Annotated in this window: 21 protein-coding genes and 1 pseudogene; 11 read left to right on the plus strand and 11 right to left on the minus strand. The window is 73.4% G+C overall.

Going from position 1 to position 21,925, the window contains the following annotated elements:
* Position 1 precedes the first annotated feature (1 nt).
* The 5 genes from pelF (at position 2) to moeZ (ending at position 5,872) form a co-directional block, all read left to right on the plus strand.
* Positions 2 to 1,663 carry a GT4 family glycosyltransferase PelF gene (gene pelF, locus ACFWVC_RS05185; RefSeq protein WP_384277771.1) on the plus strand — a complete coding sequence of 554 codons (1,662 nt, stop codon included), beginning with the start codon at positions 2 to 4 and terminating at the stop codon, positions 1,661 to 1,663.
* Complete coding sequence (locus tag ACFWVC_RS05190; RefSeq protein ID WP_384277778.1) at positions 1,660 to 2,877, plus strand: hypothetical protein; 1,218 nt, start codon at positions 1,660 to 1,662, stop codon at positions 2,875 to 2,877. The genes pelF and ACFWVC_RS05190 overlap by 4 nt, the downstream gene beginning before the upstream one ends.
* A 46-nt stretch (positions 2,878 to 2,923) precedes the next feature.
* The gene (locus ACFWVC_RS05195) at positions 2,924 to 3,838 is read left to right on the plus strand and encodes an NAD-dependent epimerase/dehydratase family protein (protein WP_384277784.1); all 915 of its coding nucleotides are present in this window, start codon (positions 2,924 to 2,926) and stop codon (positions 3,836 to 3,838) included.
* A complete protein-coding gene (locus ACFWVC_RS05200; protein WP_384277792.1) occupies positions 3,826 to 4,587 on the plus strand; it encodes a spherulation-specific family 4 protein in 762 nt (253 codons plus the stop codon). Before ACFWVC_RS05195 ends, ACFWVC_RS05200 begins: the two co-directional genes overlap by 13 nt.
* A 106-nt stretch (positions 4,588 to 4,693) precedes the next feature.
* Entirely contained in the window at positions 4,694 to 5,872 is a 1,179-nt protein-coding gene (moeZ, locus tag ACFWVC_RS05205; protein ID WP_384277799.1) for an adenylyltransferase/sulfurtransferase MoeZ, read from the plus strand.
* Positions 5,873 to 5,949: 77 nt separating this feature from the next.
* On the opposite strand, the gene ACFWVC_RS05210 is transcribed toward moeZ, so the two are convergent.
* The 3 genes from ACFWVC_RS05210 to ACFWVC_RS05220 all read right to left on the minus strand — a co-directional run bounded on the left by ACFWVC_RS05210 (position 5,950) and on the right by ACFWVC_RS05220 (position 6,963).
* Positions 5,950 to 6,192: a cold-shock protein gene (locus tag ACFWVC_RS05210; RefSeq protein WP_384277806.1), complete on the minus strand. Its 243-nt coding sequence runs from the start codon at positions 6,190 to 6,192 to the stop codon at positions 5,950 to 5,952.
* A 68-nt stretch (positions 6,193 to 6,260) separates the two neighbouring features.
* Positions 6,261 to 6,416: a hypothetical protein gene (locus ACFWVC_RS05215; RefSeq protein ID WP_384277813.1), complete on the minus strand. Its 156-nt coding sequence runs from the start codon at positions 6,414 to 6,416 to the stop codon at positions 6,261 to 6,263.
* Between the two features lie 55 nt (positions 6,417 to 6,471).
* Complete coding sequence (locus ACFWVC_RS05220; protein WP_384277820.1) at positions 6,472 to 6,963, minus strand: DUF4265 domain-containing protein; 492 nt, start codon at positions 6,961 to 6,963, stop codon at positions 6,472 to 6,474.
* Between the two features lie 63 nt (positions 6,964 to 7,026).
* On the opposite strand from ACFWVC_RS05220, the pseudogene ACFWVC_RS05225 reads away from it, so the two are divergent.
* Both ACFWVC_RS05225 and ACFWVC_RS05230 read left to right on the plus strand, forming a co-directional pair.
* Positions 7,027 to 7,243 (plus strand): annotated as a pseudogene (locus ACFWVC_RS05225) (site-specific integrase); the annotation flags it as partial.
* Positions 7,244 to 7,383: 140 nt separating this feature from the next.
* On the plus strand, positions 7,384 to 8,007 hold the full coding sequence (locus ACFWVC_RS05230; RefSeq protein ID WP_384277825.1) for a hypothetical protein: 624 nt from the start codon (positions 7,384 to 7,386) through the stop codon (positions 8,005 to 8,007).
* 244 nt (positions 8,008 to 8,251) lie between these two features.
* Here ACFWVC_RS05230 and ACFWVC_RS05235 read toward each other — a convergent pair whose 3' ends face one another.
* The 6 genes from ACFWVC_RS05235 to ligD all read right to left on the minus strand — a co-directional run bounded on the left by ACFWVC_RS05235 (position 8,252) and on the right by ligD (position 12,494).
* Positions 8,252 to 8,809 carry a DUF1990 family protein gene (locus ACFWVC_RS05235; RefSeq protein ID WP_384277829.1) on the minus strand — a complete coding sequence of 186 codons (558 nt, stop codon included), beginning with the start codon at positions 8,807 to 8,809 and terminating at the stop codon, positions 8,252 to 8,254.
* Positions 8,810 to 8,938: 129 nt separating this feature from the next.
* Positions 8,939 to 9,289, minus strand: a complete 351-nt coding sequence (locus ACFWVC_RS05240) for a hypothetical protein (RefSeq protein ID WP_384277833.1) — start codon at positions 9,287 to 9,289, stop codon at positions 8,939 to 8,941.
* Positions 9,290 to 9,460: 171 nt separating this feature from the next.
* Positions 9,461 to 9,787 (minus strand): hypothetical protein, encoded by a 327-nt coding sequence (locus tag ACFWVC_RS05245; protein ID WP_384277837.1) that lies wholly within the window; start codon positions 9,785 to 9,787, stop codon positions 9,461 to 9,463.
* 378 nt (positions 9,788 to 10,165) lie between these two features.
* The gene (locus ACFWVC_RS05250) at positions 10,166 to 11,227 is read right to left on the minus strand and encodes a phosphotransferase family protein (protein WP_384277843.1); all 1,062 of its coding nucleotides are present in this window, start codon (positions 11,225 to 11,227) and stop codon (positions 10,166 to 10,168) included.
* Positions 11,224 to 11,409, minus strand: coding sequence for a hypothetical protein (locus ACFWVC_RS05255; protein ID WP_384277846.1), 186 nt, complete (start codon positions 11,407 to 11,409; stop codon positions 11,224 to 11,226). Before ACFWVC_RS05255 ends, ACFWVC_RS05250 begins: the two co-directional genes overlap by 4 nt.
* Positions 11,410 to 11,453: 44 nt before the next feature.
* Complete coding sequence (gene ligD / locus ACFWVC_RS05260) at positions 11,454 to 12,494, minus strand: non-homologous end-joining DNA ligase (protein ID WP_384277849.1); 1,041 nt, start codon at positions 12,492 to 12,494, stop codon at positions 11,454 to 11,456.
* A gap of 75 nt (positions 12,495 to 12,569) precedes the next feature.
* On the opposite strand from ligD, the gene ACFWVC_RS05265 reads away from it, so the two are divergent.
* A complete protein-coding gene (locus tag ACFWVC_RS05265) occupies positions 12,570 to 13,625 on the plus strand; it encodes an ATP-dependent DNA ligase (protein WP_384277852.1) in 1,056 nt (351 codons plus the stop codon).
* Positions 13,626 to 13,712: 87 nt separating this feature from the next.
* The gene (locus ACFWVC_RS05270; RefSeq protein WP_384277858.1) at positions 13,713 to 13,928 is read left to right on the plus strand and encodes a hypothetical protein; all 216 of its coding nucleotides are present in this window, start codon (positions 13,713 to 13,715) and stop codon (positions 13,926 to 13,928) included.
* 55 nt (positions 13,929 to 13,983) lie between these two features.
* Here ACFWVC_RS05270 and ACFWVC_RS05275 read toward each other — a convergent pair whose 3' ends face one another.
* The gene (locus ACFWVC_RS05275; RefSeq protein ID WP_384277863.1) at positions 13,984 to 14,583 is read right to left on the minus strand and encodes an NIPSNAP family protein; all 600 of its coding nucleotides are present in this window, start codon (positions 14,581 to 14,583) and stop codon (positions 13,984 to 13,986) included.
* A gap of 50 nt (positions 14,584 to 14,633) precedes the next feature.
* Positions 14,634 to 17,660: a flippase-like domain-containing protein gene (locus tag ACFWVC_RS05280; RefSeq protein ID WP_384277868.1), complete on the minus strand. Its 3,027-nt coding sequence runs from the start codon at positions 17,658 to 17,660 to the stop codon at positions 14,634 to 14,636.
* A gap of 248 nt (positions 17,661 to 17,908) precedes the next feature.
* On the opposite strand from ACFWVC_RS05280, the gene ACFWVC_RS05285 reads away from it, so the two are divergent.
* Both ACFWVC_RS05285 and ACFWVC_RS05290 read left to right on the plus strand, forming a co-directional pair.
* On the plus strand, positions 17,909 to 18,289 hold the full coding sequence (locus ACFWVC_RS05285) for an MGMT family protein (RefSeq protein ID WP_384277873.1): 381 nt from the start codon (positions 17,909 to 17,911) through the stop codon (positions 18,287 to 18,289).
* A 222-nt stretch (positions 18,290 to 18,511) separates the two neighbouring features.
* Positions 18,512 to 21,802, plus strand: coding sequence for an ATP-dependent helicase (locus ACFWVC_RS05290; protein WP_384277879.1), 3,291 nt, complete (start codon positions 18,512 to 18,514; stop codon positions 21,800 to 21,802).
* Positions 21,803 to 21,925: the final 123 nt, after the last annotated feature.

Raw genomic sequence — 21,925 nt, forward strand, 5'->3', positions numbered from 1 at the left:
CGTGCGTATCGCATTACTCGCGGAGGGTGGTTATCCGTACGCGAGAGGTGAGGGGAGTGCCTGGGTCGACCGACTCGTGCGCGGGCTCGACGCCAACGAGTTCGCGGTGTACACGCTCGGCCGCAGCGAACGGGCGGATGCCGCCGGTCTGCTGGAGCTGCCACCCCAGGTGACCGCCGTGCGCACCCTGCCGCTGTGGGGCCAGGCGCCCCGCGCGGCGGCGGCCGGGACGAAGGCGCGCCGACGCCGTTCCCTGGTGCTGGAGCACTACCGCGACCTGGTCGGGACGCTCGCCGGCGACGTCGGGGCCAATGGCGTGGCGGACCGTTTCGCCTCCGCGCTCTACGGATTGGCCGGTCTCGCCCGGGAGGACGGCGGCGTCCCCGCGCTGCTGCGTTCCGAACTCGCCCTGCGCGTCCTGGAGGACGCCTGCCGCGCGCCCGGCGCACGCCCGCTGGTGGCCGACGCGGGGGTGGGCGACCTGATGGCCGTCGCCGACCAGCTGGAGCGCGCGCTGCGCCCGCTGGCAGCCCCCTGGTACGACGAGTTCGGCGACGCCCTGGCCACCGCCGACCTCGCCCACGCGGTGACGGGCGGCACCGCGCTGCTGCCCGCTCTTCTGGCCAAACGGTTCTTCGGGACGCCCCTGCTGATCACCGAGTACGGCGTGCGCCTGCGCGAGACGCTGCTCGCCCACCGAGCCGCCGGGCTCCCCGCCCCCGTACGCGCCCTGCTCGCCGCCTTCCACCGCCGGCTGGCCGGCGAGGCCTACCGCGAGGCCGCCCTTGTCACCCCCGGCAACGCCCACGCCCGCCGCTGGCAGGAGCACTGCGGGGCCGATCGAGAGCGCCTGCGCACCGTCCACCCCGGCTACCAGGGCACCGTCCCCGGGCCGGTGGAGACCGGCGGCGGCGACCCGGCGCTGGTGTGGGTCGGCCGGATCGAGCCCGGCAAGGACCTGATCGCCCTGCTGCACGCCTTCGGCGAGGTCCGCAGGCAGGAACCCGGCGCACGGCTGCGCATCGTCCGGGGCGGCGACGCCGATCCGGCGTATCTGCACCACTGCCGTGCCCTGGCCGCCCAGCTCTTCCCCGACGAGGCCGCCGACGCGGTGACCGTCGGCGAGAGCCCGGTGACCTTCGAGGAACTCGGCGCGCCGGGCGCCCCCGGCCTCGCGGACGCCTACGCGGCCGGCGACGTGGTGGTGCTCTCCAGCATCGTGGAGGGCTTCCCGCTCTCCCTCGTCGAGGCCATGTTCTGCGGCCGGGCCACCGTCTCCACGGATGTCGGCGCCGTCCGCGAGGTCATCGGCGGCACCGGCCTGGTCGTCCCGCCCCGCAACCCGCGCGCGCTCGCCGAGGCGTGCGTCACCCTGCTGCGCGACCCGGAACGGCGGCAGCGGCTGGGCGCGGCGGCCCGCGAACGGGCCCTGGAACTCTTCACCGTCGAGCAGAACATCGCCGCCTTCCGGGAGATCTACCTCGACCTCGTCGCCCATGCACCCGGCCGCGACGGGCCCCTGCGGGACGAGGACGGCGCGCCCGTGCCCTTCGGCCGGCCCGCCGAGGCGCACGTCCCCGGGCGCTGGACGGCCGCCCCCACCTGGGCGCGCGCCCGGCGCGAGCCCGCGCTCGCCGGCAGTGAGAGGCAGGCCCGCGCATGACCCGCGCACAGCAGGAGCAGGAGCAGGAGCGCGGGCAGGAGCAGGAGCGGGGCCACGGGCAAGAGGGGGAGCGGGAGCGGGGGCAGTGGCGCGACCGGCCCTCGGCCCCGGCGGCCGGCGAGCCCTGGGGCGACCCGCCGCCCCCCGCCCCCGCCGAGCAGGCACCGGCCCGCAAGGGCGGCGCCCCGCGCAAACGCGGCCCCGCCGACCCGGTACGCGGCCTGATGCACCGTCATCAGCAGCTGTGCGCCGAGGCGGTGGACCCATTGGAGATCGTCGCCGGACTGGAGGCGCAGGGCGTCACCGACCGGGTCGCGGGCTCCTTCCGGCACCGCGACGTCTTCACGCTCGCCGAGGAGCTGTACGCCCGCGTGCCCCGGGCCGACCTGCCGGAACCGGCCGCCGAGCCGCCCGCGCGGCCGCCGGTGCTGCTGACCCTCGCCCCCGGCCTGGTGTGCGCGGCCGCCACCTGGGCGCTGCACGCCCTGCACTCGCTCGCGGTCGCCGCCGTCGCCGGCCCGCTGCTGCTGGCCGCGCTCTTCGCCGCGCTGCGTACCGGGCCGCTGCGGGCCCCGTACGGCAACGGCGCCGGCGGCACCCTGTGGGCCTGCTGGCTGCTGGGCTTCGCCGCCTTCGCCGAGGGGGTACGGGAGCCTGCCGCCGGGACCGTGACGACCGCTCTGGCGCTCTCGCTCGCGCCCGCCGCCTGGTGCGCGCACCGCTTCGCCGTACGCGCCCGCGGCCATCTGCTGCGCAGCCGCAGCCTGGAGGAGTTCGGGGCCGTGGTGCGCCCCCTGCTCTGCGGCACCCTGGCGCTCTACCTGATCGCGGTCACGGCCCTGTCGTGCGCCGCGCGCGCCGTCGTCGGCGCCCCTTTCACCCCCGCCGCCCTCGCAGGGCCCGCCGCGCTGGCCCTGCTGCTGTTCACCGGCCGCCTGCTGGCGATCCACGGCTACCCCGACGTCGGGGCGGTCGGCACCGGTCTGGCCTGCGCCACCGAGGCGGTGGGCCTGGCCGCCGTCCAGCTCGGCCGGCTGTCGCTCACGCCCGCCTCGGTCGCGGCCGTCGCGTGCGCGGCGACCGCCCCGGTGCTGGTGGCCTACGCGCTGTCCGCGCTGTCACGGGCCTCGGCCCACACCTTCGCGGCGGCACCCGCGATGACCCGCCCCGCCCCGCGGGGCACGAAGAAGCAGTCAAGGAGCAACCCACGATGAACCACCGACCCCCGAACCCGGCGCAGGCCCCGCGGAGGCGCGCGCGATGAGAGTCCTCCTGCTCGGGGCCGACGGATTCGTCGGCCGTCATGTGGCGGAACGGCTGCTGGCCGACCCCGCCGTGCAGCTCACCGCGCTGGGCCGCAGCGACGACGCCGACGTGCGCTTCGACCTGTCGTCGGGGAGCCCGGGGGCGCTCGCCCGGTTCATGGACGCGGTGCACCCCGGCGTCGTCGTCAACTGCGCGGGGGCGATCCGGGGCGGCGCGCGGGAACTGACCCGGCACAACACGATCGCGGTGGCCACGGTGTGCGAGGCCATGCGCCGCAGCGCCACCACGGCGCGGCTGGTGCAGGTCGGGTGCGCGGCGGAGTACGGCCCCTCGCCCGCCGGCAGTTCCACCGCCGAGGACGCGGTGCCGCGGCCCGGCGGCCCGTACGGGGTCAGCAAGCTCGCCGCGTCGGAGCTGGTCCTCGGCTCCGGACTGGACGCGGTGGTGCTGCGGGTGTTCACCCCGGTCGGCCCCGGCACCCCGGCCGCCTCGCCCATCGGCCGCCTCGCGGAGGCCCTGCGCCGGGCGATGCAGACCGGCGACGGGGAGCTCAAGCTCACCGGACTGGGCGTGCAGCGCGACTTCGTGGACGTCCGCGACGTGGCGCGCGCCGTGCACGCCGCCTCGCTGTCCGCCGCGCAGGGCATGGTGAACATCGGCACCGGCCGCTCGGTCGCGCTGCGCGAGGTCGCCGCGGGCCTGGCCGCCGCGGCGGGTTACACCGGCGCGCTGCACGAGGTCGAGGAGCCGCAGGTCGCCGGCGGCGGCCCGCCGCACTACCCCGACGGCTGCGGGGCCTGGCAGCAGGCCGACGTCCGCACCGCGCGCGACCGCCTGGGCTGGCGGCCCAGGATCGCGCTGGAGGAATCACTCGCCGACGTCTGGATGGAGGCGGCATGCCGGGTCTGACCTCGCCGGGAACACGTCGGCCGATCGGTCGCTGCGACGGGCTCGGCTTCGGCGTCCCCGCGTACGCGCACCCGCTGGTCGCCCCCACGGAGTGGGCCGAACTGGCCCGCCCCGAGGCGCCGCTGCACTGGGTGGTCGTCAACGTCGCCCGGGGCCCGGGTGCCCGTGTGGACCCCTTGTACACGGAGGCGTCCGTGCGGCTGCGGGACGCGGCCGTGCCCGTCCTCGGCTACCTGGACGCCCGGCACGGCGCGCGCCCGTTCGGGCAGCTCGTCGCCGACGCGCACCGCTTCCTCGACTGGTACCGGGTCGAGGGCTTCTACGTCGACCGGGCCCCGACGACCTCCGCCGAGCTCCAGGACTGCCGGCGGCTGATCACCACGCTGCGCGCCCTGCTCGCGGTGGAGGGCGGCAGCCGCGGCCACGTCGTCCTCGGCCACGGCAGCCACCCCTTCGAGGGCTACGCCGAGATCGCCGACCAGTTGGTGACGTTCGCCGGTCCGTGGTCGCAGTACCGCTGGTCCGAGGCGCCTCAGTGGACCGCCGCCCACCCGCCCGAGCGCTTCTGCCACCTCGTGCACGGCGTCCCGGCCCCACACCTGGAGAACGCCATGCGGATCGCCCGCTGGCAGGGCGCCGCCACCGTCTACTTCACCGACCGCACCGACCACGCGGCCTGGGAGGGGCTGCCCGCGTACTGGGCCGAGGCGTCGCGGATGCTGCAGAGCCAGCCGCCGCCCAGCATGTGACCCGCATGCGTCTCGCCCCTCGGGACGGCGGTCTTGGAATGAAGAAGGGCGTGGCAGTGTTACGGGTAGAACCACCCGTAGTGATCGATCGACAAACGGAGTCCCCGTGTCGCTGCCACCCCTGGTCGAGCCGGCCGCCGAGCTCACCGTCGACGAGGTCCGCAGGTACTCCCGCCACCTGATCATCCCCGACGTCGGGATGGACGGGCAGAAGCGGCTGAAGAACGCCAAGGTGCTCTGTGTCGGCGCCGGCGGGCTCGGCTCGCCGGCCCTGATGTATCTCGCCGCCGCCGGTGTCGGCACGCTCGGCATCGTGGAGTTCGACGAGGTCGACGAGTCCAACCTGCAGCGCCAGATCATCCACAGCCAGGCCGACATCGGCCGCTCCAAGGCGGAGTCCGCCCGCGACAGCGTCAAGGGCATCAACCCGTACGTCAACGTGGTCCTTCACGAGGAGCGGCTCGAGGCCGACAACGTGATGGAGATCTTCAGCCAGTACGACCTGATCGTCGACGGCACGGACAACTTCGCGACCCGCTACCTGGTCAACGACGCCTGCGTGCTGCTGAACAAGCCGTACGTCTGGGGTTCCATCTACCGTTTCGACGGCCAAGCCTCGGTCTTCTGGTCCGAGCACGGCCCCTGCTACCGCTGCCTCTACCCGGAGCCCCCGCCGCCGGGCATGGTCCCCTCCTGCGCCGAGGGCGGCGTCCTCGGCGTGCTGTGCGCGTCCATCGGCTCCATCCAGGTCACCGAGGCCATCAAGGTCCTCACCGGCACCGGCGAGCCCCTCGTCGGCCGGCTGATGATCTACGACGCCCTGGAGATGACCTACCGTCAGGTCAAGGTCCGCAAGGACCCCGAGTGCGCGGTCTGCGGCGAGAACCCGACCGTCACCGAGCTCATCGACTACGAGGCCTTCTGCGGCGTCGTCTCCGAGGAGGCCCAGGCGGCGGCCATGGGGTCGACGATCACTCCCAAGCAGCTCAAGGAGTGGATCGACGACGGCGAGAACATCGACATCATCGATGTCCGCGAGCCGAACGAGTACGAGATCGTCTCCATCCCCGGCGCCCGTCTGATCCCCAAGAACGAGTTCCTGATGGGCAACGCCCTCCAGGACCTCCCCCAGGACAAGAAGATCGTCCTGCACTGCAAGACCGGCGTCCGCTCCGCCGAGGTCCTCGCCGTCCTGAAGTCCGCCGGCTTCGCCGACGCAGTCCACGTCGGCGGCGGCGTCATCGGCTGGGTCAACACGATCGAGCCGGAGAAGCCCGTCTACTGAGCCGGGGCTCAGGACACGAATTGCCCGCTGACCGGCGTTGACGCCCTTACTGGTTGTCAACGCCGGTCAGCGTTGGTTCACCTGCCACGGCCAGAGGCGGCGCGTCGAGGCACGATGCTCACGGCCCGGTAGTCGTAGCCGTCCTGTTTGAAGCCGGGGGCTTCCCAGGAGAGATCCACTTGCTGGCCGGGCGACAGGGCGCGGAACCCGGTCGTCTGGATGTCGGAGTAGTGGCCGAAGCAGCCGCCGGGTGTCTCGGGGGAGTCGAGTACACCCCACCCCTCCTCGTTGCTCCACTCACGGACAGTCGCAGTCACCATGGTCGGAACCTTACGGGCTCAGTCTCTCGGTTCGGACCCGGCTCCAGACCTGTAGCGACGTGGCCGGCTCATGACTGATCAGTGCCAGTGCCGGTTCCCTGGAGATCCTGGGGAGTGAGCGAGAAGAGGACGAGGTCGATGCGGCCGGAGTGAGTGAAGCCGGCGTTGCGCATGACTCCTTCGCGATGCAGGCCGGCGCGCGTGGCCACGTGGTCGGCTGCCATCGTCTGCCAAGGCTGGCTGGGCGTGGGCAGCCCAGCGACGGCCCGGTCCCGCCTCTTACGCAGGCTGCCACCAGTTGAGTGGTTCTCCGTCAGCACCGAATACGTTGCTGAATCCCCAGTCGAGCTGCCCGCTCACTGCGGCGGCCCAAGTGCCCATCACCGCTTCGACGGCAGGGAATCCGGCAGAAACAGGCACCGTCACCACGATGAACCGGCGATCGGCAGGAGCCTCGACCAGGCCATTCAGCGACGCAAATCCCTCAGTCAGGGCCTCCAGGGAGCCAGCGTCGAAGGCAGGCTTGCCAAACGCTTGGATGCAGAGGTTCGGGCCTCGACGCTCAACGTGGAACAGTCCCTCGGCATCGATCTTCAGCAGGTCACCAGCCGCGCAGCCTTCGACCAGTCCCGGACTGCCCACCAGTTCGAACAGCCCCGGACCGACAGCCCTGGCCGGAAGGGTCTCGAACACCGGTTTGCCGGCACTTGTTCGGCCCGCTTGGAGCGACACGTGGCAGTGGCCGGCGTGATCTGGGTCTTCGACGGTCATCCGAGCATGCTGGCATACCCGTGCTGAGGTCGGCGTAGCGGCTTTGGGTGGGAGCTGCCAAGGGGCGAGAGAGCGCTTCGGCACTTCTACGCGTCCGTACTCCTGGACGCGGGGGAGAGCATCAAGGCTCTGAGCAAGTACCTGGGACACCACGACCCGGGGTTCACCCTGCGCACCTACACGCCCCTCATGCCGAGCAGTGAGAAGCGGACCGGGGTGGGCGGTCGATTGTGTCTATGCTGCCCGCCCAACTTCCGCTGCGAGCCCCCGGACGGCCCGTCTACTGAGCTGGGGCTCAGGACACGAATGGCCCGCTGACCAGCGTTGCCGACCGATGAGTGCGTCGGCGCTGGTCTGTGCCGGGCCGGCAAGCCGGAAATCTCGTGGCACTCCCCACCCCGACGGAGAACAATCCCGGGCATGGGGACGGACATACACGGGTTCATCGAGTGCCGCTGGGATCGCTGGCTGGACGAGGACGACCGCAGCTGGTTCAGGGCCATCGACCTCACGCATCTTTACAACGGACGCTCCTACGTTGCGTTCGGTTCCCTGTTCGGTGTCCGCGACACCACCTCCTTCCGCCCACTCGCCGATCACCGCGGCCTGCCTTCTGACGTGTCGCGGGAGATTCTCGCCGACCTCGGGGCCTGGAACTCGGACGCACCGGAAGCGTCCTGGATCACCTGGGCGGAACTCCTGGCCGCGGACTGGGAGGAGGTCGCCGACGAGGTCGATGACTGCGTTCACGAGTACCGGCGAGGCCCTGACGGGACCTGGGAGATGTACGGCCGCAACTCCAGCCTGACCCGCTTCTCCGAGCTCTCCGGTCACACCGACCACGACACTCTCCACCACGCGGGCAACGCCTACCCCGAGGGCACCGAGTGGCCGGACGGCGACCGCCTCTTCCGCATCGGCCGCCTCAGACGCAAGCAGGCCGTGCCGGACACCGAATGGGCTGCCGTCTGGTCGGTGATGCGCACGCTGGCGAGCCTGCACGGCGACGAGGGCGTCCGCCTGGTCGTCTGGTTCGACGGCTGATCCACCTGGCCCGAGCTTGACGGCCGGCTGCGCTGGGTCCTGTGCGACAACGCGCCGTACGCATGGGCCGGTTCGCGAGCCAGGCCGCGAACCGGCTCAAGGCCGCCACCGCGCCGGCCACCACCACGAAGCAGGTGGTCACACCTTGCCGTGGAGGACTTTGGACGGTCCGGCGTACGTCGTTCGAGCACGTGCCAGAAGAGCGTTGGCTCTCCCCTCAGGTGCACCACCCGACAGACGAAAATCAAGATGACGCCATCAGGGCACGCAGATAGCGGCGTCGGAAGAATCGCTGTGCCAGGAGTAGTGCCGGAAACAGGAGCCGCCACGGACCGTGTGGAGCGGCACGGGTCAGGGAGCGAATCGTCAGTGCGACCGTCCCGTCGGGGGAGCGGTGGACGACGAAGGCCTCCTCGCCGCAGACGGGGTGCCCGGTCAGAGTCCCATAGGCGAAGCCGCAACGGTCCGGCGTGTCGACCACGGCCACGACCCGCACGGGCTCCCGCACTGCGAATGGGCCGAAGCCTGCGGTGATCCGGTACTCGGCTCCCGCGGCAACCCGCTCCCCGGCACCGTCACAGCCCGTGACAGTGAAGCCGCTTCGCCGTTTGACGCCCCAGCGCAGGACGGCGTCCGCCGCGGCGTGCCAGTCATCATCCCCGCATCCGATGACGACGGTGCGGGACCAGGAGCGTAAGCCCGCGACCTCGGCCGACCACTGCTTCTTCGCGGGGTGAGTGGCTCCGACGGCGCCGTACGTGAGCGCACCAGCCGAATGGCGGCTGGTACTGCGGTCGGGCATGAGACTCCTACCGAACAGCGGAGGGCGATGGCTCCGAGACTTGGTCGACAAAATGACCTACCCCGTGCTATTTCGGCACGGTACATGCCTCGGTACGTGGCCGCTGCAGCGCAGTCGGCGCGCAACACGTCACAGGTCGACCCGGGACACGTCGGCCTCCGCGTCCCCGGCATCTCCGCGACGGAGGACGACGTACGCCGGCCGGAACGCAAGCTCGCGCAGAGCCGGTTCCATGACCTTGAAGAGGGCATCGGCGTCCGGGCCATACGCATAGAGCACAGCCTCACCCCCACCGAACTCGTTTCCGTCCACCTCGCCGACTCTCGCCGCTTCGACGGCCGCGGACATGGCACGTTGCGCATCGAAGAACCGTGCGCGCTCGTCGGGTTCGCCGAAGCTTTCGCTGCCGAGCCGGAAGTGAGCAATCACGGCCTGGTCGGGGGTGCCGGACCCAGGCAGTTCAAAAGGCGTGTCCTCCATACGGGACACGTTCTCACCACGTGCTGACAACGGACCGTGCAGGACGTTTCCTCGGGGCAGCACTGCTGCCCCGACATCCGCTTCCGTCAGGATTGGATTTGGACCTCAGGTCGCTGATCGGCGGGTGCGCCGACGGCGAGTCATGGCGTTCTGCGGTTGCTCCGGAGCGGGCTACCCGAGGGCCGGGGTCTCCAGCGAATCCTGGCCTGTCGCGATGAGGACCAGCGGGGCGTCCTTCTTCGGCAGTGCGACCTCGTGGGTTCCGTCCGCCGTGGTCAGCTCGTAGAACGCAAGCCTGCCGTTGAGCGGCACCTTCTTGTCGAGCCGCGTGAGCGTGAACGGGCCGTTGAGGACCGTCTCCTGCTTGGTGCGGCGCTCACGCCACACCAGTGGCCGGCCCTGGGCGACGAACAGGGCGCCGATCTTGAGGTGCTGTATCTGCCGGCCCTTGCCGATGTTCAACAGGACCACGCGGCCGAGCGTCTTGCTGAGTGCCACCAGTTCGAAGGTCTGGCCCTGGACCAGATCGGCGGCGTCCCGGGCGGGAGTACGGCGCCTGATGAAGGTCAGGGAGAGAGCAGATCGATGGCGTTGTGCGATCCGGCGGCCCGCCGGGAGGCTCTCGGGGCAGTCATGGCGGCGATCTTGGCAGTCGCGGCATGGGCCCGCAAGGGCCGGGGGCGCCCACCGTCGGCGAGCCACGCAGAATCCGGCCTGACCTGCGGAACCCCGGCTCTGCCGTCCCGTCTACGCGCCGCGGAGGCCGAGGTTGGCCCCGTCGCGAGTGTCGGGCGGGGGCGCCGCGGCGGCCCGCGGGGTGCGGCAGACGGGTGACTGCCGGCCCCGGTCTCGGTCCCGCCGCGGCGCACGGCCGCGTCAGCGGCCTTCGGCCATCGCCTCCAGCGATCCGCGGTGCAGGATGAGGTCGTCCGGGTCGGCCGGCATCTCCCGCTCCCCGGAGCGCACCTGCCGGTAGCCCTCGCCCAGCATCGCCACGGCGTGCCGCAGGGCCGCGTACAGGATGTGGAAGTCCAGGTCGCGAGGGGTGTGCCCGGTCAGTTCCGCGTAGACCCCGGCGACCCGGTCCCGGTCCAGGAAGCCGGGCATGCCGGGGAAGCCGGAGGCGGTCGCCAGATCCTGGAAGTAGCGGTGCCGGTGCACCAGCGAGGCCAGGTCCAGTTCGCGCGGCCCGGCACCGCTCGTCTCCCAGCCCAGTACGGCGACGGGCACGAAGTCGGCGTCGTAGACGATGTTGCCGACACGGGCGTCGCCCCAGCTGAGCACGGACGGACCGGGGTCGGCGGGCCAGAGGTCCGCCAGCCGGGCGAAGGCCCGCTCGATCACGGGGGAGGGGGCCCGCCCCTCGACGACCCGCGCGTAGTGGGCGCGTTGCGTCTCGACGTGCTCCCGCAGCCCGCCCTCCGCCGGCACCGAATGGATCTCCGCGAGCACGCCCACCGTGGCGCGCTCCAGCCGCGCCCGCTCCTCCCCGGTGGCGTCGAAGAGCCAGTTGGAGCCGTAGGTGTACGGCATGACGTCCGGCGGGACGCGCCCGGCGACCCGCTCCATGACGAGGAACGGCGCGCCCAGCGGCTCCGGGTCCGGCTCCAGCCACAGGAGTTCCGGGACGGGGACGCGGGTGCGGGCGGCGATGGTGCGGATGGTGCGGTACTCGGCGGCCATGTCGTACGACGGGAGGACCGCGGAGACCTCCGGGTCCGCCGCCAGCCGCAGCACGCAGGGCCGCACCCGCTGCCGGGCGGTGCCGGCGGGGTGCGGGACGGCGAGGTCGAACAGGACGGTCTCGCTCGACGGGCCGCCGGCGACGGGCACGCGCACGTTCCGGCAGCGGGCGCCGGGGTGCTTGGCGTTCAGCCAGTTGTCGAGTCGGCGGCACAGCAGTTCGGGGTCACGGGTGGTCGTGCGCACCGTGGTCACAGGGCCTCCTTGCCGGTGGAACCGCTGGGGGTGTGGCGGCCGATGCTGCCGAGCTCAAAGATGCCGTAGCCGACCCGGCCGTCCCTGGCGCAGCGCGGCATGATCGGTGACTCCGTACCCGGCCGGGCGCACGACGGCACCGGTCGGGGCGGGTCGTCCGCCCGCAGGTCGTGCCCGGGCATGTGACTGATGATGCGTCAGCGCGGGCCGTGCCGGGAAGAGGGCGTCAGGCCTCGGGTGCGTCGGACGCGGCGTCGGCCGGCTTGCGGCGGGCCCGGCTCGGCTGCACCCGCAGCGGCTCGCCCGGCATCTTCGGGTGGTCCGGCGGGTACGGCATGTCCCCGAGGCCGTGGTCGCGTTCGTCGCGCTCGGCCAGTTCCAGCACGGCGTCCAGCCGGAAGGCCTGCCCTTCCATGTCCGCGTGGACGTCGCCCTCCTCGGCGTATCGCACCGGCATGCTGGCCAGGTCGAAGTCGCCGGGGTGGGCGTCGGGCAGCTCGTCCCAGCGCAGCGGGGCGGAGACCGGGGCGCCCGGCCGGGGGCGGACGGAGTAGGCGGAGGCGATGGTGCGGTCGCGGGCGGTCTGGTTGTAGTCGACGAAGATCTTCTCGCCGCGCTCCTCCTTCCACCACGCGCTGGTCACCTGCTCCGGCATCCGCCGTTCCATCTCCCGCGCGATGGCGATGGCCGCCCGCCGCACGCCGGTGAACGTCCACTCGGGTGCGATCGGCACGAAGACGTGCACCCCGCGGCCGCCGGAGGTCTTGGGCCAGCCGCGCAGGCCGAGTTCCTCCAGCAGGCCGCGCAGCTCGCGGGCGACCCGGACCGCGTCGGCGAAGTCCGTGCCGGGCTGCGGGTCGAGGTCGATGCGCAGCTCGTCGGGGTGGTCGAGGTCGCCGCGGCGGACCGGCCACGGGTGGAAGGTGAGGCAGCCGAGGTTGGCGGCCCACAGGACGCCGGCGACCTCGGTGGGGCAGATCTCGTCCGCGTACCGGCCGGAGGGGAAGCGGATGCGGCCGGTGGGGATCCAGTCCGGGGTGTTCTTGGGGGCGCGCTTCTGGAAGAAGGACTCGCCGCCGATCCCGTCCGGGTAGCGCTCCATCGTCGTGGGCCGGTCGCGCAGGGCGCGCAGGATGCCGTCGCCGACGGTGAGGTAGTAGCGGGCCACGTCCAGCTTGGTGAAACCGGATTCGGGGAAGTACACCTTGCCCGGGTTCGAGAGCCGGACCGTCCGCTCGCCGACGGTCAGCTCGACAGCCTCGCCCATGCCGTCACCGCCTCTCCCATGCGCACACGGTAGGCCCGACGGGCGTGCGCCGCCTGTCGGGCGGACAATCGCGGCATGGACCTCCCGGTGATGCCGCCCGTGAAGCCGATGCTCGCCAAGTCGGCGCCCGCGATCCCGCCCGGCATGCTCTACGAGGGGAAATGGGACGGCTTCCGGGCCATCGTCTTCCGCGACGGCGGCGAAGTGGAGATCGGCAGCCGCACCGGCAAGCCCCTGACCCGCTACTTTCCCGAGGTCGTCGAGGCGGTCCGCGCCGCGCTGCCGCCGCGCTGCGTCGTCGACGGCGAGATCGTCATCGCCCGGCACGGCCGGCTGGACTTCGACGCGCTGCTGGAGCGCATCCACCCGGCCGACTCCCGGGTGCGGCAGCTCGCCGAGCGGACCCCGGCCTCCCTCGTCGCGTTCGACCTGCTGGCGCTCGGCGACCGCTCGCTGATGACGGACCCACAGAGCTGGCGCCGCCAGGCGCTGGTGGACGCGCTCGGCGCGGTCCGACCGCCGGTCCACGTCGCGCCCTCCACGACCGACATCGACCTGGCCCGGCAGTGGTTCGAGCAGTTCGAGGGCGCCGGCCTGGACGGCGTCGTCGCCAAGCCCCCGGACCTCGGCTACCGCCCGGACGAGCGCGTCATGATCAAGGTGAAGCACGAACGCACCGCGGACTGCGTGCTGGCCGGCTTCCGCTGGCACAAGTCCGGCCCCGTCGTCGGCTCCCTGCTGCTCGGCCTCCACGACGCCGCCGGCCGGCTCCAGCACGTCGGCGTCAGCGCGTCCTTCCCGATGCGCCGCCGTGAGGAACTGGCGGTGGAACTGGAGCCGCTGCGCATGGCGGGCGTCGAGGGGCATCCCTGGGCCGAGTGGGCGGAAGGGGGAGAACCCGGCGGCCGGATGCCCGGCGCGCAGAGCCGCTGGAGCGCGGGCAAGGACCTCTCCTGGGTCCCGCTCCGCCCCGAACGCGTCCTGGAGGTCGCCTACGACCACATGCAGGGCGACCGCTTCCGGCACACCGCCCAGTTCCGCCGCTGGCGCCCGGACCGCGACCCGGCCGACTGCACGTACGCCCAGCTGGAGGAACCGGTGGGCTACGACCTGGCGGACATCCTCGGCTAGTGCTGTAACCGTACGCGTACGCCGTGTTGTCGCGGCGATCGCTCCCGGGATGCCTCGCGGCCACGGGCGATCGGGAAAATGCCCGGTGTGGCTCCGGAGAAGGATCGGCCCGGGTGGTGGTCCGGACTTCGCGACTTCGCGCACTCCTGGGTGGGCAACACGCTGGGCGTCCTGACGGTTTACACGGTGGCCGGGCGGATGCCGGACGGCGTGCCCCTGTGGTGGGCGCTGCTCGGAGCGTTTGTCGTCCCGGCGCTGATCGGGACGCTCATCGCACTGTTGCCGAAGCGGTGGTGGCGTTGAGCCATGCGCTGCCGGGCCCCGGCCCGGCCCGGCCTGCGCCCGGCCCTGGGCCCGGTCAGCCCAGCGGCCCGCGCACCGGCACCAGCCGCAGTTCCCGGAGCGGCCGCAGCAGGCCGCCGCCGGGTCCCGCCGGGCGCGGGGCCGCCCGGTGGGCGTCGGCGTCGGGGTAGGCGGCAAACCACACGACGACGTCCTCGCCGGTGCGTACGGGCAGCGCGGGGAAGCTGTTCTCGGCGTGCTCGGTGCGGTGCACCGCGTGCGCGGCCGGCGGGACCGTGAAGCGGGCCGGATCGGCGGGGTGGCAGACCGTCGCGACGACCAGCCCCGCGTCGTCCGGCACGCGGTAGCCGGGGCCGCGCAGCAGCAGGACGTCGTCCGAGTCGATCATGGTGGCGTTGGCCTCGGCGCGGTGCGCCCGCCAGACCGGGCCGCCGTAGAACGCCTCCAGGGCGCGGGTCCTGGCCGCCATGTCCGGGAAGGCCCGCATCCACACGAAGCGGTCCGGGTCGTCCAGGTCGCGGAATCGGCCGCCGACGCGGATGCCGGCGGCCTCCTGGCCGGTGACGAACTCCCGCTCGAAGAGCGGGATCAGGGTGCCCAGCCCGCCCGGGTGCAGCGTGTACTGGCGCAGTTCGACGATCTGCGAGGTGTCCATGGCGGGACGGTAGGGGCGGCCCACTGACATCCGCTGTCAGTGGGCCGGGTTCACAACGCCTGCCGTCTGGTGAGCTGGGTGAAGGCCAGCCAGCCGGGCAGCACCGGCAGCCAGAAGGTCAGCACGCGGAAGAGCAGGACGGCCGAGGTCGCCGTCGCCGAGTCCAGCCGGCCGATGGTCGTCAGGCCCGCGATCAGCGCACCCTCGACCGCACCGAGGCCGCCGGGGGTCGGCGCGGCGGAGCCGAGGGCGTTGCCCGCCAGGAAGATCACGGCGACCGCCGCGAAGTTCACCTCGCCGTGGAAGGTGCGGACGCTGGCGTCCAGGCACAGCACGAAGAAGAGCGTCAGCAGCAGCGTGCCGCCGATGCCCGTGGTGAGCTTCACCGGCTGCTGCAGGACGTCCAGCATGCGCGGCACCACACCCGCGAACAGCGCCCTGATCCGCGTCGACACGAAGCGCCGCAGCGACGGGACCGCGGTGACGATCAGGAAGACCACTCCGACGGTCAGCACGCCGGCCATCACCGTCCGGGACGGCGAAAGGGACGGAGTCTTCTCGGTGCCGGTCATGTAACCGAAGATCATCAGCAAGGTGATGTGCGAACCGAGGCCCACCAGCTGCGAGGCGCCGACGCTCGCCACCGCCAGGCCCGGCCGGACCCCGGACTTCTGCAGATAGCGGGTGTTGAGCGCCACGCCGCCGATGGCGGCGGGGGCGACCAGCTTCACAAAGGAGCCCGCGACCTGGGCCAGCGTCGTCCGCAGGAACGACAGCTTCTCCGGCACGAAGCCGGACAGCGCCATCGCCGCCGCGATGTAGCTCGCCGCGGAGGCGAGCACCGCGACGATGATCCAGCCCCAGTTCGCCTCGGCCAGCAGGGTCGCCGGGTCGATGCTGCTGATCTGGGAGAGCAGGAAGTACGCGGCGAAGGCGCCGGCGATGATGCTCACCAGGGTGCGCGGCCGTACGCGTTCCAGCCGCACCGGCTCCACCGGGGCCTGCGGCCGGATCAGCAGCACCTGGTGGCGGATACGCGTGAGCAGGTCCTCCTCGCGAGCCTCCTCCAGCGCGTCCTCAAGAGCCTTCTTCTCGGCGCGCCGCGCGGCCTTGGTCTCCTTGGTGGTCTCCTTGGCTGTCTCCGTGGCGTCCTTGACCGGTTCCCCGACGGCCACCCGCCGCGCCTTGGAGGCGGCCAGCACGGCCTCCCGCTCGCGCTGCGCCCGCTCGCGGGCGAGCTGCTTGAGCGTGGCGCGGGTGGTGCGGCTCAGCGCGATGGGCTGCAGCAGCGGCAGCGAGTCGGCGACCGCGTCCGGGCCCAGGACGGCCACGGCGGAGGCCACCGACCGCTCGGGGCCCACGCGCAGCGCCAGGGTGGTCAGCAGCTGCGCCACGTCCATGCGGAGCACGATGTCGCCGGCCGCGATCTCCCCGCCGCGCAGGTCGGTCAGGAAGACCTTGCCGGAACGATCCATCTGCAGGGACTCGCCGACCAGCCTGCGGTGCGCGATGCGCCGCGACTGCAGCGCCTTCACCTGCTCCCAGGCACCGAGCAGCAGCCCGTCGGTGATCTCCTGGTCGGACAGCGTGTCCAGCGAGCGGCCGCCCATGTGCTCGTAGACCAGCATCACCGCGTCCGGGCCGAGCTCGGACGTGGCGATCAGCCGGGGGGCGTTCGCGCCGGCGGCGATGGCGGCGTAGGCGAGCAGCGCCTCCTGCTCCAGCGCCTGGCGCAGCGACTGCAGGCTGCGGCGCTGGGTGATGCCGCGCAGCTGCAGCCGGCGCCACATCCGGTAGAAGAAGCCGTGCGCCTGCTGCTCGCGGTCCACGACCGTGACGTCCAGCGGCGGGCCGTCCTCCAGGGTCACCAGGTAGCGGCGGCCGCGCTCCGACTCCGGGGAGTCCGGGAACTCGTCCTCCGCCCGGACCGCCGTCAGCGGCGCGAACCCGACCCGGCGCAGGCCTGCCAGCAGGTTCTGGCCGGTGGGCCGCACATTGGGCGAGCCGACGCCGTAGAGCGTGCCGTAGGCCACCGTCCAGCCGATCAGCACGGTGACGACGATCGAGAACGGCGTGGTGTAGCCGCCCATCAGCACGGCGAAGGAGTCCAGGAACAGCACCGACCACAGCGCCACCCGCCAGCGGGGGCGGCGCGCCATCCCGACCGCGGTCATGTACGCGATGACCGGCGCGAGGTAGCCGTGGACGGGGTCGGTCAGACCGCCGCCCGGCGCGTCCCGGGTCAGCGCGTCCCGGATCGGGCCCGGCGCCACGTCCGAGACCCACAGGTCGGTGGCGAGGGACACGCCATGGGCGAGGACGGCCGCCAGCACGCCGTCCGCGATGCGCAGCCCGTCCCGTTTGATCAGCCGCTCCACGGCGAACGCGACGGGCACGATGAGTACCGCCACGGTCGCCAGCAGCCCGGCGATGGTGATCAGCGGCTCGGGCGCGTGTGTGGCGCCCTCGGCGATGTCCTGTTCCACACCGGAGGTCGTCGCGTGCGCGAAGCCCGCGATGGCCAGCACCAAGGCGATGCCGAGGACACCGAACAGGAAGCTCATGAGGTCGACGGGCCGGTGCACGCGCGCGGGCAGCAGGGGCTCGTCGCGGGCCACCGGGTCGGTGTGCGGGCAGTTCTCGGGGTCGTCCGGGCCGTGTGGGCCGTGTGGGTCGTCGGGGGAGTCCGGGGCGGCGTCGGTGGTGGTGCCGTCGTCCGCGGCCGCGTTGTCCGGGGCGCCGTCACCCGGCTCGTCGGGGTCCGGGGCGGGTGTGACCTTCGCCTCGTTCTGCGCGCCGTCCTTCGTCCCGTCCCCCGCGCCGCCGGCGCCGGACGCCTCCGGCGGGCGGGTGCCACCGCCCTCGGCGGGGGCCGCGGGGCTTGCGGGGCCGGGCTGGGCGGGCTTCACGGGCTGGGCGGCGTCCCCCGGCTTCGCCTCTTCGTGCCCGTCCTGACCGTGGGAGGCGTCGGCCGCGGCGGCGACGGCCGGTCCGGCCACCCGCGCGTCGGCCGGAGCGCCGGCGGCGGCCGCCACGCGCGGGACGACGGCGACTGCCTCGGTCGTCGCGGGGGTCACCGGGACGGCGTTTCCGCTGGTCCGGGGCGCGTCAGAGGCAGCGCTGACCGCGCCAGCGGCTTCGTTCGCGCTCACGTCGTGCTTGTCGTCTGTCTCTTTTTGATCTCGTATCACCAGTCACCGCCCGGATGATGGTGGCACGAGCCGCCCGCGCATGGGCGCAGGAGGGGGCAATTCGCCGCCACGGGCGCCCCCGCGCGCGCTCCCGCCCCCCGCGACTGTCGGTGCCCTCGGGCACGATGTGACGCATGAACGAGGAGGAGACGGACGACGGCGCCCCGGAGCTGCCCGCCTACGCGGAGCGTGTCCTGGACGTCGCCGAGCGCATTCCGCCCGGGAAGGTCATGACCTACGGCGACGTCGCCGAGTGGCTGGGGGAGGGCGGCCCCCGGCAGGTCGGCCGCGTGATGGCGCTGTACGGGGGCGCCGTGCCGTGGTGGCGTGTGGTGCGCGCGGACGGCGGCCTGCTGCCCGGCCACGAGCTGGACGCCATGGCCCGCTACCGCCAGGAGGGCACACCGCTGCGCCCGGCCCCGCACGCCTCGAAGGGGCACATACCCCGCCTCGACATGCGCCGGGCCCGCTGGGACGGGACGGCTGCCCCGGACGGCCCCGGCGGTACGGACTGAACGGCACACGCTCACACCATCCAGCTTCCGCCATCCGGGCGCCGATGATGCGATCGGCCGTCCGTAAGGAGTACGGCGGGCGGCGCGACGCGGCTCCGGCATCCGTACCGGAAGGGCGGGACGCGTAACGGCGCCGCCGGCCGGTGGCGTAGCGTCGGCACCCGGCCTCTCCCGGGCCGGCACACCAACAGCACATGTACGCACACGGAACCGGCGAACCACGTGACCTCCTCCTCCACTCGGCAGACGGACGCCCCCACGCGGCGCTCCGGGGGGACGGTCGGGCCGGCGGGCGGCTACCGGCTGCTACGGACCCCGCCGCAACCGGTGACGCCCCCTGAACTGGACGCCTCGCAGCGCGCGGTGGTTGAGCACTCCGGCGGACCGCTGCTCGTCCTCGCCGGACCGGGCACCGGCAAGACGACCACCCTCGTGGAGTCCGTCGCCGAACGGGTGCGGCGCGGCACCGACCCCGGGCGCGTCCTCGTGCTCACCTTCAGCCGCAAGGCGGCCGGCGAGCTGCGCGACCGCATGGCCGCCCGGATGGGTGGGGCGGCGGCTCCGGCGGCGACCACCTTCCACTCGTTCTGCTACGCCCTGGTCCGCGCCCACCAGGACCCCGAGCTCTTCGCCGACCCGTTGCGCCTGCTGTCCGGCCCCGAGCAGGACCTCGCCGTGCGCGAGCTGCTGGCCGGTGAACCCGAGTTGGAGCGTGCCGGGCGCGGCCGGGTGCGCTGGCCCGACGAGCTGCGGGCCGCGCTGACCACGCGCGGTTTCGCCGACGAGGTCCGCGCGGTACTCGCCCGCACCCGGGAACTGGGCCTCGGGCCGCGCTCCCTGGCCGCCTTCGCGGGCCGCACCGGCCGCCCGGACTGGACGGCGGCCGCGGGATTCCTCGCCGAATACCTGGACGTCCTCGACATGCAGGGCGTCATCGACTACGCCGAACTCGTCCACCGCGCGGTGCTGCTCGCCGGGCGGCCCGAGGTCGCCCGGTACCTCGCCGGGGCGTACGAGGCCGTGTACGTGGACGAGTACCAGGACACCGACCCCGCCCAGGTGCGGCTGCTGCACGCGCTGGCGGGCGGCGGCCGGACCCTCGTGGCCTTCGGCGACCCGGACCAGTCCATCTACGCCTTCCGCGGCGCCGATGTGAACGGCATCCTCGGCTTCCCCGACGCCTTCCGGCACCGCGACGGCCGCCCCGCCGACGTACGCGTCCTCACCGTCGCCCGCCGCTCAGGCGCCCGGCTGCTCGCCGCCACCCGGCTGCTCACGGCCCGCATGCCGCTGACCCGGCTGCCTGCCGCCGCCGTCCGCGCCCACCGCGAACTGACCCCGGTCCGCGACGGCGGCGCACTGGCCGTGCGCACCTACCCGACGCCCGGCGCCGAACTCGACGGCATCGCCGACGTCCTGCGCCGCGCCCATCTGGAGGACGGGCTGCGCTGGTCGGACATGGCCGTCCTGGTCCGCGCCGGCGCCCGCTCGCTGCCCGCGCTGCGCCGGGCCCTCACCTCCGCGGGCGTCCCCGTCGACATCGACGGCGACGACCTGCCGCTGCGCGACGAACCCGCCGTGGCACCGCTGCTGCTCGCCCTGCGCGTGTGCGCGCAGGGCGCCGTCTCCGCCGCCTCCGGACCCCCGCGGCTGGGCGTCGAGGACGCCCTCACCCTGCTCGGCTCCCCGCTGGGCGGCATGGACGCCGCCGACCTGCGGCGCCTGGGCCGCGCCCTGCGCGAGGAGGAACGGGCCTCCGGCGTGGCCGTGCCCAGGCCGTCGGACGAGCTGATCGCCGAGGCGCTCGCCGAACCCGAGCGCCTCGTCGCGCACGATCCCTCCTACGCACGCGGCGCCCAGCGCCTGGGCGGGCTGCTGCGCGCCGCGCGCGAACTGCTGGCGGACGGCGGCACCGCCGAGGAGGCCCTGTGGGCGCTCTGGGACGGCACCCCCTGGCCGGGACGGCTGGAACGCGCGGCATCGCGCGGCGGCGCGGCCGGCCGCAACGCCGACCGCGACCTGGACGCCGTCTGCGCGCTGTTCGACACCGCCGCGCGGGCCGAGGAGCGCAGCGGCGGCCGCGGCGCGCTGAACTTCCTGGAGGAACTGACCGCCCAGGACATCGCCGCCGACGTGCTGACCCGCCGCGCCGTCCGCCCGGACGCCGTGCGGCTGATGACGGCACACCGCTCCAAGGGCCTGGAGTGGCCGCTCGTGGTGGTCGCGGGCGTCCAGGAGGGGCTCTGGCCCGACCTGCGGCGCCGAGGCTCCCTGCTGGAGGCCGACCGCATCGGACGGGACGGACTGGCCGAGCCGCTGACACCGGGCGCGCTGCTCACCGAGGAGCGCCGGCTCTTCTACGTCGCCGCGACCCGGGCCCGCGACCGCCTGGTGGTCACCGCCGTGAAGGCCGCCGCCGACGACGGCGACCAGCCCTCCCGCTTCCTGCGCGAACTCGGCGTCGAACCGGTCGACGTCACCCAGCGCGCCCGCCGCCCGCTCGCCGTCGCCCCGCTCGTCGCCGAACTGCGCGCCACCACCGTGGACCCGGCCGCCTCCCCCGCGCTGCGCGAGGCCGCCGCCGTGCGCCTGGCCCGGCTGGCCGCCCTGGAGGACGCGGGCCAGCCCCTGGTGCCCGCCGCGCACCCCGAACGCTGGTGGGGGCTGTACGAGCAGACGCGCTCCGAGGTCCCGCTGCGCGACCGCGACCAGCCGGTGGCGCTGTCGGGCAGCGCCTTGGACCAGCTGGCCAACACCTGCGCCCTGCAGTGGTTCCTCGGCCGCGAGGTGAAGGCCGAGCCCCCGGCCACCGCCGCGCAGGGCTTCGGCAATGTCCTGCACGTCCTCGCCGACGAGGTGGCCTCCGGCCGCACCCCGGCCGACCTGGACGTCCTGATGGAGCGCCTGGACTCGGTGTGGAACGCCCTCGCCTTCGACGCGCCCTGGAAGTCGCAACAGGAGAAGGAGAACGCGCGCGCCGCCCTGGAACGCTTCCTGCACTGGCACGTCATGGAACGCGGCCGGCTGCCCGTCGCCTCCGAGCACGGCTTCGACGTCACCCTGGAGACCGGCGAGGTCTCCGTCCGCATCCGCGGCAGCATGGACCGGGTCGAGACCGACGCCGAAGGCAACGCCTACGTCGTCGACTTCAAGACCGGCAAGAACAAGCCCACCGCCGCCGAGGTTCAGCACCACGCCCAGCTCGCCGTCTACCAGCTCGCCGTGCGCGAGGGCGCGGTCGACGCGCTCTTCCACGACACCCGGCCGGCACCCGGCGGCGCCGAACTGGTGCAACTGCGCTTGGGCGCCGCCCGCAAGGACGGCGGGGACGCGCAGCCCACCGTCCAGTCCCAGGAGGCGCTGACCGAGGACTGGGCCGACGGGCTCCTCGCCGACGCCGCCGCCCGGGTCCTGGACGAGCGCTTCACCCCCTCCAGCGGCCAGCACTGCGACAACTGCGCCTTCAAGGCGGCCTGCAGCGCCCGCCCGGAGGGCCGGCAGGTCGTGGAGTGACGCGCGTGGCGTGGGTGCCGTGGGGCCGTTCAGCCGCCCGGTGGCACGTGGCACCTCCACCTCGACGAGCGTGAGCGTAGAACGTAGTGGGCGCAAGGCTCCTGGTCCGGCTATATCCGGAAA

This window comes from Streptomyces sp. NPDC058691 (genome assembly GCF_042714775.1).
Classification (GTDB): domain Bacteria; phylum Actinomycetota; class Actinomycetes; order Streptomycetales; family Streptomycetaceae; genus Actinacidiphila.